Genomic DNA, 11824 nt, shown 5'->3' on the forward strand with positions numbered 1-11824 from the left:
ATTGTTATTTTACATGAAAATGGAACACGCGTTGGTTGCCGATGTATCCTTCGAGGTAATCGCCGATAGCTACCGGACCCACGCCTGCCGGTGTACCGGTGAAAATCAGGTCGCCCTTGCGCAGGGTGATATACTGCGACACGAACACCAAGATGTCCTCAAATGAAAAAATTAAGTCGGTGGTGTTGCCCTGTTGTACCGTCTCTCCATTTTTATCCAATCGAAAAGCGAGGTTATAGACGTCGCCGAACGTATCTTTTGGATACAGCGTGCTAACGGGTGCCGACCCATCAAATGCCTTTGCGAGCTCCCATGGCAAGGACTTTTCCTTGTGTTGCTGTTGGATATCCCGCGCGGTGAAGTCGATTCCTAAGCCGATAGCATCGTAATAGGTATGCGCAAACTTCGCGCCGATGTGTCTTCCTTCTTTGGCGATGCGGAGAACGACTTCCACTTCGTGGTGGATGTTTTCGGAGAAAGCCGGATAATAGAAATCGCGGTTGTCTTTCAAGAGTGCGGTGTCGGGTTTAAGAAAAATAATCGGCTGTTCCGGTACCGGATTGTGTAGCTCCTTGGCATGTTCGGTATAGTTTCGGCCAATGGCGATAATCTTCATGTTTTACGCTGTTTGGGGCAAATTTACCTAAATTTTGCCGTAATGGGAAAATGCCTGATGCTGATTTTGTTTGCAACTACATCAATTATTACATACCTTGGCCCCGTTGTTTGGCTCGTGTTGCACAGCTAACAAACCAAAGAAAAAACAAACAAATAAAGTTGCTTACCTGTTAAAACATTCGTAGACATGGCGACACATATTTTTTATTCATCAATTTGCTAAAATAATTTAGTGATTGCTGTATTTGATCAGATGGAAAGCGGTGGGGGAGTCGGTACGATTTCCAGGCGCGGCGGCCCGTTATGAACCAACAATATATTGATCCAACAATAAATAATGAACCAAAGTGAATGATTTACCAAACACACAAAATGATGAATCAACGATTAACTAATGCATGTGGCGGGAGTATGCGATTGGCCTTACTTTCGCTAGCCGCCGCATTGCTGGCGGAGCCTGCAGTTGCGGGAAGCAATGGGCACACAAGATCACATCTGATAGCCCCAGCTGCGCAGCAAACGATTATCGGCACGGTAACCAGTGCCGCAGATAGCGCACCTTTGACAGGCGTGTCGGTTGCCGTGAAAGGTACCTCACGGGGGGCGGCGACCAATGACTCGGGACAGTACACGATTGCGGCTGAGGCGGGCGAAATCCTGGTGTTTTCTTATTTGGGTTATACACCTCAGGAAATTGTGGTGGGGCAGGCAGCCACCATTAATGTACGGCTGGAAGAAGACGCCGAGAGTTTAGAGGAAGTGGTGGTGGTAGGGTATGGTACGCAGCGGAAATCCGACTTGACGGGATCAATAGGGGTGCTGTCGGCAGAAGACTTGCTGCAAGCTCCGGTCAACAACGCGCTACAAGGTATGAAGGGCCGCGTTGCGGGCGTCAACGTGTTCCTGAACTCGGGTTCCCCATCAGGGAGTCCGCGTATCCTGATCAGGGGGCTGGGTACCATAAATTCCTCTTCAAACCCGTTGTTTGTCGTTGATGGGGTAGCGATGGAGAGCATCCAATTCCTCAATCCCAACGACATCGAGCGGATGGAGATCCTTAAAGACGCCTCATCCACGGCCATCTACGGTGCCCGGGGAGCAAATGGTGTCATATTGATCAGTACCAAACGGGGCGCGAAAGTCGCCGGTACGGTCGTGAGTTACGACGGTTTCCTGAATGTGGGTACACTGCCGCGCAAGATCGATGTGCTTAATTCCGCCGAATGGCTGGAGGTCATTGAGCGTGGTTTTGCCAACCACACCAAATACAGTACGGGCACTATTCCAACACTTACCAGGGATGACCCAAGGCTCTTCGATGCAGAAGGGAACCCCTTGTACGATACCGATTGGCAGGAAGAAGCGACACGTACGGCGGTGTCTCACAACCACCAGTTTGCCGTACAAACCAAGGCCGATAATTCGTCGTTTGGCGCCTTTATCAACTATGCGAACATGCAAGGGATTATGCTTCGCAATGATGTGCAACGCATCAATGGTAAGATTGCTTACGATGCCCAGCCAAAAGATTGGCTGTCTTTGGGAGTTAATTTGCTGGCGAATTACACGAAAGAAAATGAATTCGAAGAAGGCGGGGGGCACCAGATGCCACGGCGGTCGATGCTTGAGATGGTGCCGATATTTCCGGTGAAGTTCCCCGATGGGACATGGTCGAATAGCAGTATGATCACCGACCCGTTCGGCTTGGAGGCTATCCCTAATCCGGTGCATGTACTGGAAACACAGGATCGGCTCCGCAAGCGGCAACAGCTGTTTGGAAATGCTTACCTTACGTTCCACATCCTGCCCGGATTGGATCTACGTACGCAATTCGGATTTGACAAGCACGATACCAACATCCAGGAGTACAGCCCGACTGACTTGATTAACATTTCACAGCCACTGGGCCGTGCTTACCTGGAAAACCAGCGGTCTTTTTATTGGCAGGAGGAAACTTACCTGAATTACAACAAGGAGATAGGCGACCACCGTATTAATTCTGTACTCGGATTAAGTTGGCAGCAACGGATCTATGAGAACAATTGGGTTTCTGCCGAGGGTTTCGCGGACGATTTTTTCCGTTTCAACGCCATCCAATCGGCCAGCCAACCGGGGGCACCGGGGTCGTCGTACGACAAATGGGCGATGAACTCTTATTTTTTGCGGGGGAGCTACAGCTACAAAGACCGCTATTTGGTGACCGTAACGGGCCGGATTGACGGTTCGTCGCGATTCGGTGAAAACAACAAGTATGGTATCTTTCCGTCGGCAGGTCTGGGCTGGGTGTTATCGGAAGAGTCATTTTTAAGCGATGTGCAAGCGTTGGACGAGCTTAAAATCCGTTCGAGTTACGGGATAACCGGTAATACCGAAATCCCTACGTACCAATCGCTCGGAACGATATCGACCGGAACGACGCTGCTTAATGGAGGCCGCGTGTCACAAAGCTATGTCAATCGCCTGCCAAACCCCAATTTGGAATGGGAGAAGACCAACCAATTTGATGTTGGCTTTGACTTGGCAATGTATAACCGTCGTCTTACCGTGGCATTCGATTATTACTACAAACTTACGACGGATTTACTGCTCGATAAGCCGGTACCTACTTCCACCGGTTTCACGGGGGTAAGAGATAATATCGGCTCGGTATCCAACCGAGGTGTTGAAGTACTGTTAAGTGGTGTGCCAATAGCGAATGATGCGTTCAATTGGGAGTCTACACTCAACTTCAGTTTCAACAAAAATCGTATTGAGGAGTTGGGAGAAAATGACGAGGATATCTTTCCGGGCCCCAACTGGGTGTCGGGAAGCCAAACCATATTGCGCGTAGGTGAGCCGCTGAGCTCGTATTGGGGCTACCAGCGGTTGGGAACGTGGGGTGCGGATGAAGCTGATGAAGCTGCGGCAGTAGGCGCCATTCCGGGTGTTGCCAAGCGTAGTGCCGAACGGACCATCATTGGCAACGGCCTGCCCGACTGGGTAGGTAGCTTCGTGAATAACTTCAGCTATAAGAATTTCGACCTTACTGTCGACCTCCAGTTTGTTTGGGGAGTGGATATCCTGCAGCAGTTCACGCACTCCATGGAAGATCGTACCGGCCTGTCAAACGGCTTGGCAACAACCTTGTATGACAGTTGGACGGAAACCAACCAAAATACGATGGTGCAACAGATTAGAAACGGTGCTTATTCTGGCCAGAACAGCGAAGTGGATGACCATTGGGTAGCGGATGGCTCGTATCTGCGCGGAAACCTCATCTCGCTTGGATACAATTTCGGCAGCGTGTCGCTGGACAGGATGAACCTGAAAGGCCTGCGGGTCTATGCCAGCGTACAGAATGCATTCCTGATCGATTCCAAGGAATTCAAAGGATACGATCCGGAGGCCACATCTTGGGGCGGCAATCAATGGGGGCAGAATATTTTCTTCTTCCAATACCCCAACCCACGCACGTTTACGATAGGCACCAGTTTCCAATTCTAACCTTAAAACTATTGAAGATGAAAAAGTTAATAGCAATCATAGTTACCGCAGGAGTACTGGCAACCTCCTGCTCGGAGTTCTTGACCGAAGTGCCGAAAGATGAGATCGCGCCGAACCAGTTTTTTAAAAATTCGGACCATGCCTATAATGCGGTGAACGCGCTGTATCGGTCGGGGGCACCATCGTTATTTGGTGGTGGTGTTTATTCCGGGTCGAGACTGATGTTTGGGCCTTACATGTCGGGGTTGGTAGACAATGACTACAAGGGGCAGGAAGTCCATGTGCAGCATGCCCAAGAACTTACCTTGAATAGCGTGAATATGTCGGGTTACCTGGGTGGATTTTGGCGCGATATGTATTTAGGCATTTCACGCGCAAACAATGCCATCAAGTATATTCCAACAACACCGGGATTACCTGAATCCGAAGCCAATAAGCTGCTTGCAGAAGCTCGTTTTTTCAGAGCGATGAATTATTATTACCTCGTTCGCTTTTTCGGTGGGGTACCGTTGATCACTGAGCCGTACGAAAGCTTGGAGAACCTGTATATTGAACGGGCGCCCGTTGCTGACGTATACGCGCTTATCATTGAAGACCTGACGTTTGCCACCCAAGACGGCGTGCTTTCGGCGGCTACGATGAGTGGTAATGAAAACCGGATAACGCAGGGTGCGGCGCAAGCATTGCTAGCGGAAGTATACCTCACAATGAGCGGATACCCGCTACAGGCCGACCGGTATGCAGACGCCGCCCAAGTGGCCCGCAGTATCGTATCCAGCGGTGTGTATAGCCTTACCTCGCACGGAAGAGATGCGGAAGGGGATGTTGTCGTTGCCAACAGCGCCTATAATAAAGCGCGGATTGCGGACAATCTTCCGAATGAACAAATCTATTACTATGAGTATGAAGTGGGTATTTCCAATTCGGGGTATACACAATACGCCTTCCCGGTAAGCATGGCACCGGAGTTGGCGTATGCGATTTTCAACAACGCGTATCGGCCTACGGCTGATCTGTTGCAGGCTTACGATACGGATGAAGACTTGCGTATCCAGGAAAAACAATACTTCCATTCGTCGTTGACAAGGGCCGACGGCACGGTTGCTCATTTCGATACGGCGCCCCATATCTGGTTTGATGAACAAGCCTCTTTGGAGACTGCTACATCGGGTAAAGACCTGCCGATCATAACGTATGCCAATGTTTTATTGGTAGCGGCAGAGGCGATTGCCCAATCGGAAGGTGTTACCGCCGAAGCCGTTGACTATTTGGCACAGGTAAGGAGCCGAGCTTATTGGAAACAGACCACCGCCCAAGTTAAAGCTGATTTGACAGGTCTAAGCCCACAGCAATTTGTGGAAGAAGTGTGGAAGGAGCGCCTGCGCGAATTGATTTTTGAGTTCTACGTGTGGTCCGATATCCAACGCACGCGGCAATTCCCCGTAACGGGTGCGGATGGCCAGATTGATTTTGTGGACGTCATCGGTCACCAGAACAATTTTGGTGCTACATATGGCGAAGGCCACCTGTTGTTCCCCATTCCGGACGATGAATTACAGCGTAACCCGTCGCTGGATCCGAATCCGGGATACGGTAATTAATCATTAACTGTCAGTAAGTTGTTACGTAACTTACTGACAGTTTTGCTATATTAGCAGCGTATGGCTTGCGGTGTGCAGGGCGTGCGAAACAGAAAAGCTAAAACAATTTAATCAGATGTTAGATGAAAAATAGTAATCAGTCAAAAGCAGGTGCAACCCGTAGGGATTTTATCAAAACCGGGGCTGCAGCTGCTGCAGGATTTATGGTGGTGCCGCGCCATGTATTGGGCGGTACGGGGTTCGTTGCACCCAGCGACAAATTAGTCGTGGCGGGTATTGGTGTAGGTGGTAAGGGAAATTCAGATCTTAAGAATTTCCACGACAGTGGTAAGGCGGAGATTGCCTTCCTTTGTGATGTGGATGACCGACGGGCAGCGGGTTCCGTAAAGCGGTTCCCACAGGCTAAATATTATAAGGATTACCGGGAGATGCTCGATAAAGAACACCGTCATATCGATGCGGTGTCGGTATCTACGCCCGATCATAACCACGCCGTACAGGCCCTGGCAGCGATGCAGTTGGGCAAACACGTCTATGTACAGAAACCACTTACGCACGATGTGTTTGAAGCGCGTGCGCTGACGCAGGCAGCAAAGAAATATAAGGTAGTAACCCAGATGGGCAACCAAGGTGCTTCGGGCGATGGTGTCCGCATTATGCGTGAATGGTTTGACGCTGGGCTCATCGGCGACGTGCATACCATTTATACGTGGACAGACCGGCCGGTGTGGCCGCAAGGTATCCAGTGGCCGGCCCAGAAGGCAGAAGTGCCCAACGAGCTCGACTGGGATCTTTGGTTGGGTACCGCACCCTATAAAGATTATATCGATAAGTTAGTGCCATTCAACTGGCGCGGCTGGTGGGATTACGGTACCGGTGCACTTGGCGATATGGGATGCCACATTATGGAGGCACCTTTCAGTATTTTAGGGCTCCAGTATGTAAAGGATGTGCAGGCCAGTGTTGGATCCGTCTACGTGGATGAGTTCAAGCGTGGGTATTTTCCCGAAAGTTGCCCACCTTCGAGCTACGCCGTACTTACGTTCCCGAAATCGGAAAAAACAACCGGCGACGTGAAAATCCATTGGATGGATGGCGGTATACAACCGCAACGCCCGGAAGAACTGGGGCCGAACGAGGTATTCGGCGATGGCGGTAACGGTATCCTCTTTGTAGGTACCAAGGGCAAGATGATGGCTGGATGCTATGCGGAGAACCCCAGGTTGTTACCTACTTCGTTGACCAAGCAGCATCAGTTGCCTGTTAAGTACGAACGGGTGCCAAACGGGTCGGGCGGCCACTATGCACAGTGGGTTGAAGCCTGTATTGCTGGCCATGGTAAAAAGGAAGTAAGCTCACCATTTTCCATTGCCGGCCCGCTTACCGAAGCGCTCCTCATGGCCAATTTGGCTATTCGTGGGTCAGACTTGCGTATCGACAACAAGTATCCCGGAAGAAACCTGAAGTTGATTTGGGATAACGACAATATGAAGGTGACTAATTTCGATGAAGTCAACCAGTTCGTGAAGCGGCAATACCGGCAGGGCTGGAATTTGCCAACCGTTTAAAAACGATTACGTTTAATGAGTAAACGGGGTACGCCAATCGGGGTACCCCGTTTTTGTTGGTGACAACTTCCGATACAATTAATTGTAAATTATTTAGACTTATTATAAACTAGTGTCTATATTTGTCCTCGTAAAATAAAAAGGCCGCGCAGTTCGCACCTGCACGGCCCATCCACCAAGGGTGGTTGCTTTTAAAAATATGGGTATACATTCAAAAGCTATGCAAAATAGGCAAATTTTGTTTGCAGCGGCAATCGGCACCTGTAAAATTATTGCTAATATGCCCGTCAGGGCCTTCCGACGGCCTTTCCACAATTTTATCTTTTCATTTCTAACACATTAATTATCATGAAAGCTAAACACGTCATCGTTGTTTGTATTGTATGTTTATTTTCTTTTTCTACCGCATGGGCACACGCACTGTGGATCGATACCGCCCCCATAGGTAAATCGGGCAACGTGCACCAGGTCCGTATTTATTACGGCGAACCGTCTGAGGGGGTATTGGAGAACGTTGAAGATTGGTGGTCCGACGTCGGTTCATTTGTGCTGACATTACACCTACCCGATGGCAGCACCAAGCCATTAGCCGTCACTGCGAAAGCCGATCACTATGTAGCTGCATTTACGCCCGAAAGAAACGGTGTTTATGCCCTTAGTATCACCAAACCCGTTGCGGAAACCTTCGACGGCCACAAATACCAATTCAATGGTGCCGCCTTTGTGCACGTGGGGGTAAAAGCTGAACAAACAGTAGAGGCTGTGGGTGATTTCCGCTTACTGGCTCGTTCGGCTGGCAAGGAGACTGTTGGCAAGGCTATCTCCATCGATGCGCAACTTGACAATCAACCGTTGGCCGATTTAGAGGTGACGGTGTTTTCGCCCAATGGCTGGCAAAAAACCTTCCATACGGACGATAATGGGGCGATTTCGTTTGTCCCCGATAGACCGGGGCATTACCTCGTTGAAGCGTTGCATAGCGCTGACGTAACGGATGCGGACCATAAGCACCTCCATCGTATTGCTACCTGGAGTTTTAACATTGACTAATTATTTAATAGTAACAACGATGCGGTTAATTAAACAATTGGCGATTTTAATCCTATTAGCCACCTTCGGGTTTTATCCGGCATATGCACAAAATGGGAGACACACGGTTATCACGGGAAAAATTACGACCTCCAATGGGGTGCCGGCAGGACATGTTTCGGTTCGCGTGAAGGGTACCCCTTTTGGTAGTCAGACGGACGACGAGGGTGCCTACCGGATTGAACTTCAAAAAGCGGGTACGCTGACGTTGGAAATCAGTGCGCTGGGCACTGCCAACCAATCGAAAACCATTACTGCCCGCCCGGGAGACACCCATGCACTTGATTTTATCATTGACATGACCAGTCAACAATTGGAGGAAGTATTGATCAGCGAAAAGCGGGGGAGCTATAACATCCTTACACCATCCCCCACGTTGCGTCTGGATGCGCCGCTGATTGAAATCCCACAGAATGTACAGGTCGTATCTAGCAAATCCCTTTCGGACCAGCAGGTGATCAGTATGAGCGACGGGTTGATCAGGAATGTAAGCGGTGCTGTCCGGCTGGAGCACTGGGGTAACCTGTATACGAACATCAGTATGCGGGGCACCCAGATACAGGCCTTCCGGAATGGCTTTAACGTGGTGGCTTCTTATTGGGGGCCGCTTACGGAAGATATGAGCTTCGTGGACCATATCGAGTTTGTGAAAGGTCCCGCCGGGTTTATGCTATCCAATGGCGACCCCTCGGGCTCCTACAATGTGGTAACCAAGAAACCGACAGGGGAAACCAAGGGTGAAGCTACGCTTACGATAGGTGAGTACGACCTGTACCGTACTACGTTGGATTTGGACGGCAAGCTTAACAAAAGCGGCAGATTATTGTATCGTTTTAATGCATCGGCTCAAACCAAAGGCTCGCACCGGGCCAATGAGTTTGACAACCGGTACGCTCTGGCCCCGGTGGTTTCCTACCAAGTGGATGCCAAAACCAGGGTGACGGCCGAGTATACGTTGCAATATGCGAAGATGTCTGACGTAGGCTCGTATTATGTGTTTGGCCCCACGCCCGATGGCTATGCTAGTCTGCCGCGTGAGTTTACCATGATGCCCGTGGGTCTGGAACCTACCAACATCAAAGACCAGACCTTCCTGGTGAACCTCACCCATGATATCGACACGAACTGGCGATTGACGGCCCAAGGATACTACCTGCGGTATGACCAGGTGGGCTCTTCGATGTGGCCGGCATCCAACATGACCGACGGTGGCAAGATCATCCGGAGCGTTGGCATTTGGGATGCATTCAGCGAGATGAGCTTGGCGCAGGTATTCGTCAACGGAAGGGTTACTACGGGCCCCGTGCGGCATCGCATTCTTTTAGGCATTGATGTAGGGAAGAAGGACTACCTGGCCGATTGGGGGCAGTCTCACGCGTTGGATACCGCCAATGGCGGTGAGTTCGATGTGCACAACCCGTACCTCGGTGTGCCGGTGAATGGTTATCCCTCTTTCGACCGGACCACCAGCTTGGAGGCCAGGGCAGCAATTGCCGGCGGATCGGTGACCCAGCAATATAAAGGGATCTACCTGCAAGATGAACTCGGGTTCTTTGACAACCAATTGCGGCTTACCCTTGCGGGACGCTTCACGTCGGTGAGCCAAAGCGCGTATGGTGGAGCACCTGAAAAAGCCAGCCACTTCACCCCGCGGGTCGGTGTGAGTTGGAGCATGGACAAACATACTGCCCTATATGCGTTGTACGATCAGGCCTTCGTGCCGCAATCGGGGCGCATTTTCGGCGGTGGACGGGTGAGACCTGTTACCGGGAATAATCAAGAAATAGGGCTGAAACGGAATTGGGCGAACGGTGCCTGGAATACGTCGGTTTCGGCTTACCGTATCCTGAAGGAAAACGAGTTGACGGCCGACCCGCTGCACAGCACGCCGACCGAAAGCTATAGCATTGTTCTTGGGCAGAAGGTTACGCGCGGTATCGAGTTTGATGTACACGGCCGACTAGCCCCGGGGCTGGACCTTATTGCCAATTATGCCTATACCGATGCGGAGGTGACCGAAGTAGCCGAAGGTGTTACCGATTACGAAGTGGGCGACGACCTGCTCGGTTATGTAGCGAACACGGCAAATACCTGGTTAACTTACCGCATCCAGCGCGGTGCGCTGCGGAACTTGGGCGCTGCGGCCGGATTTACCTGGCTATGGGATCGCAAAACGGACGACTGGGATACGAGTGATGTGCGGCTGCCCGATTATTTCAAGCTGGATGGAGGACTGTTTTGGGAGAATGACGACCTACGGATTAGCGCGAACCTATTCAATATATTGGATGACTACCTGTTTTCCGGGTCATACTACTCTTGGAACAACGCATTTTACTGGCAATCTGAAACCCCGCGCAACTTGCGGGTGAGCATCGGATACAAGTTCTGATTGTGGGGTAGGAATAGAAAAGGGGGCTATACGCCCCCTTTTGTCATTATATGGCTATCGACGTATCCATCACGAAATCTTCGTCGCGAAGATGCACGATTTCCGTCGCTTTTTCGTAGTTGGTAGATTTCTTGGAGAAGAAATCATGCTGGGTGGTTTCTACACTGAGCCCATTCAACACGATTGGGTTTACGCGTTTCACCTCGAACAAGGGGTCGAAGCCCAGGTTCATCAGTGCCTTATTCGCATTGTAACGCACGTACTCCTTTACCTCGGCTGTGAGCCCTACCTCGGTGTAGATTTCTTCCGTATACTTGAGCTCATTTTCATACAGCTCATTGAGCAACTCCAACAGCTTTTCTTTGGTCTTTTCGGGGCGGGGGAGTGTTTTATATACGTCTTGAGCCAGCAATCCTACAAATACGCCGTGGATGGATTCATCGGCTACGATTTTCTTGATGATGTCTGCGCTGGCCACCATGTGTCCCTGTCCGCAAAGCCACAGCGGGATGAAAAAACCGCTATAAAACAGGAACGACTCCAGGAATACCGATGCAGCCAGCCCCATGAAGAGATCTTCCTTGCTGATGTCTTTATCGGCAAGCTTACTGTAGTACTTATCGATGGTCGATGCTTTGAACTGTAAGTACTTATTGTTCTGCACCCATTGGAAGATGTCTTCAATGTCGCGCGAGGTAGCTACCGTGGTAAAGATGGTCGAGTATGATTTGGCGTGGATGGCTTCCATCATACACATATATGCCAGCACCGATTTATTTTGCAATGAATCGATATGGTCCATGATTTTGGGCATACCCGTGTGGCTTTGCAGGGTGTCTAGCAGGGTGAGGCCACCTAATGCTTTTTTATAGCACTCTCGCATCTCGGGCGAAAGGGATTTCCAACTGTCGATGTCCTTCGAAGGGATGTATTCGGTATCGATCCAGAACTGCTTGATGTTCTGCTCCCAAAACATCAGTGCGTAATCATTTTCCGGTTCGTTCCAGTTGACTGCTTTATATTGCTTCATTTGTTCTTTGCTTTTTTGCTCTTTGCTTTCTGCTCTTGCTCCT

General features: G+C 50.3%; 7 protein-coding genes. 5 read left to right on the forward strand and 2 right to left on the reverse strand.

Translation table 11 applies throughout. The features are described 5' to 3' along the window. Positions 1 to 4: 4 nt before the first annotated feature. Positions 5 to 616 carry a fumarylacetoacetate hydrolase family protein gene (locus U9S71_RS01790; protein ID WP_326324776.1) on the reverse strand — a complete coding sequence of 204 codons (612 nt, stop codon included), beginning with the start codon at positions 614 to 616 and terminating at the stop codon, positions 5 to 7. A gap of 374 nt (positions 617 to 990) precedes the next feature. Here U9S71_RS01790 and U9S71_RS01795 point away from each other — a divergent pair, with 374 nt between their 5' ends. The 5 genes from U9S71_RS01795 (at position 991) to U9S71_RS01815 (ending at position 10751) form a co-directional block, all read left to right on the forward strand. Further along, positions 991 to 4101, forward strand: coding sequence for a SusC/RagA family TonB-linked outer membrane protein (locus U9S71_RS01795; RefSeq protein WP_326324778.1), 3111 nt, complete (start codon positions 991 to 993; stop codon positions 4099 to 4101). A gap of 17 nt (positions 4102 to 4118) precedes the next feature. After that, positions 4119 to 5702 (forward strand): RagB/SusD family nutrient uptake outer membrane protein, encoded by a 1584-nt coding sequence (locus U9S71_RS01800; protein ID WP_326324779.1) that lies wholly within the window; start codon positions 4119 to 4121, stop codon positions 5700 to 5702. Between the two features lie 122 nt (positions 5703 to 5824). Further along, positions 5825 to 7270, forward strand: coding sequence for a Gfo/Idh/MocA family protein (locus U9S71_RS01805; protein ID WP_326324781.1), 1446 nt, complete (start codon positions 5825 to 5827; stop codon positions 7268 to 7270). 348 nt (positions 7271 to 7618) lie between these two features. After that, complete coding sequence (locus U9S71_RS01810; RefSeq protein ID WP_326324783.1) at positions 7619 to 8320, forward strand: DUF4198 domain-containing protein; 702 nt, start codon at positions 7619 to 7621, stop codon at positions 8318 to 8320. Between the two features lie 19 nt (positions 8321 to 8339). Then, the gene (locus U9S71_RS01815; protein ID WP_326324785.1) at positions 8340 to 10751 is read left to right on the forward strand and encodes a TonB-dependent receptor; all 2412 of its coding nucleotides are present in this window, start codon (positions 8340 to 8342) and stop codon (positions 10749 to 10751) included. Between the two features lie 46 nt (positions 10752 to 10797). Here U9S71_RS01815 and nrdF read toward each other — a convergent pair whose 3' ends face one another. Further along, the gene (gene nrdF, locus U9S71_RS01820) at positions 10798 to 11781 is read right to left on the reverse strand and encodes a class 1b ribonucleoside-diphosphate reductase subunit beta (RefSeq protein ID WP_326324786.1); all 984 of its coding nucleotides are present in this window, start codon (positions 11779 to 11781) and stop codon (positions 10798 to 10800) included. Positions 11782 to 11824: the final 43 nt, after the last annotated feature.

The sequence above is a fragment of the Parapedobacter flavus genome, assembly GCF_035818675.1.
Lineage (GTDB): Bacteria > Bacteroidota > Bacteroidia > Sphingobacteriales > Sphingobacteriaceae > Parapedobacter > Parapedobacter flavus.

Excerpts from the sequence above, each read along its gene's own strand:
- U9S71_RS01790 (WP_326324776.1), bottom strand. The coding sequence starts at position 616 with ATGAAGATTATCGCCATTGGCCGAAACTATACCGAACATGCCAAGGAG.
- U9S71_RS01795 (WP_326324778.1), top strand. The coding sequence starts at position 991 with ATGATGAATCAACGATTAACTAATGCATGTGGCGGGAGTATGCGATTG.
- U9S71_RS01800 (WP_326324779.1), top strand. The coding sequence starts at position 4,119 with ATGAAAAAGTTAATAGCAATCATAGTTACCGCAGGAGTACTGGCAACC.
- U9S71_RS01805 (WP_326324781.1), top strand. The coding sequence starts at position 5,825 with ATGAAAAATAGTAATCAGTCAAAAGCAGGTGCAACCCGTAGGGATTTT.
- U9S71_RS01810 (WP_326324783.1), top strand. The coding sequence starts at position 7,619 with ATGAAAGCTAAACACGTCATCGTTGTTTGTATTGTATGTTTATTTTCT.
- U9S71_RS01815 (WP_326324785.1), top strand. The coding sequence starts at position 8,340 with ATGCGGTTAATTAAACAATTGGCGATTTTAATCCTATTAGCCACCTTC.
- nrdF (WP_326324786.1), bottom strand. The coding sequence starts at position 11,781 with ATGAAGCAATATAAAGCAGTCAACTGGAACGAACCGGAAAATGATTAC.